Source organism: Brachybacterium sp. GCM10030268 (assembly GCF_042666305.1).
GTDB lineage: Bacteria > Actinomycetota > Actinomycetes > Actinomycetales > Dermabacteraceae > Brachybacterium.
In genome coordinates, this window is record NZ_JBHTCW010000030.1 from 1 (window position 1) to 975 (window position 975).

Annotated in this window: 1 protein-coding gene; it reads left to right on the top strand. The window is 67.0% G+C overall.

The window, feature by feature from the left end:
* Nucleotides 1–51 precede the first annotated feature (51 nt).
* A protein-coding gene (locus ACFQRD_RS16675; RefSeq protein WP_377804794.1) for an IS5 family transposase occupies nucleotides 52–961 on the top strand; the annotation gives its coding sequence in 2 pieces (ribosomal slippage) (nucleotides 52–426 and nucleotides 428–961; 909 coding nt in all).
* The last annotated feature ends 14 nt before the right edge of the window (nucleotides 962–975 follow it).

Sequence of the window (975 nt, forward strand, 5' to 3'; positions counted from 1 at the left end):
CTAGGGCGTGTCTCCTATATGTGAGGCGGTTTCACTTGAGAGCCTGTATGCATGGCTACCGCGACGACTCGACATCAGGTCCTGTCCGACGAGCAGTGGGAGCGGATCGAGCCGCTGTTGCCGTCGAACAAGGGTCGCAAAGGGCATCCCTTCCGCGACAACCGGAAGATCGTCGAGGGCATCATCTACCGGTCCCGCACCGGGATCCCGTGGCGCGACCTGCCGCGTGACCAGTTCGGACCGTGGCAGACGGTGTGGAAGCGCCACTACCTCTACGCCCGGCTCGGGGTCTGGGACCGAATCCATGCCGCACTGATGGCGCAGGCCGACGCGGCAGGCGGCATCGACTGGACGGTCTCGGTGGATTCGACGATCAGCCGAGCCCACCAGCACGGGACCAACACAACTCGTCCCGACCAGCCCACAGGGGGCGGGCGCGAACCACAAGAATCCGACCGCTGAGGAGCCCGAAGGCCACGCGGTCGGCAGGTCACGCGGCGGGCTGGGCAGCAAAGTCCATGCCGCGGTCGACGGCAATGGCATGCCGCTGGCGATCGTTCTGACCGGCGGTCAACGCAACGACGGCGCGATGCTCGTCGAGGTCCTCGACGATATTCGAGTCCCTCGCCTTGGCCCCGGAAGGCCCCGGACCCGGCCTGCTGCGGTGGTCGCCGACAAGGCCTACTCCTCGGGCAAGACCCGCCGGATGCTTGCGGCTCGGGGCATCAAGGCCGTGATCCCGCAGAAGTCCGACGAGCTCTTTGCCCGCCAGAGGAAGGGTTCCTGCGGGGGCCGACCGCCCGGACTCGACCAGACCGCATACGCTGGCCGCAACGTCGTCGAGCGGCAGTTCGGCCTGGCCAAACAGTGGCGCGGGATCGCCACCCGCTACGACAAACACGCCATCACCTACCGCGCCAGCGTCGTCCTCTGCGCCGTCATCGCCTGGCTACGCAAATAGGAGACATGCCCTAG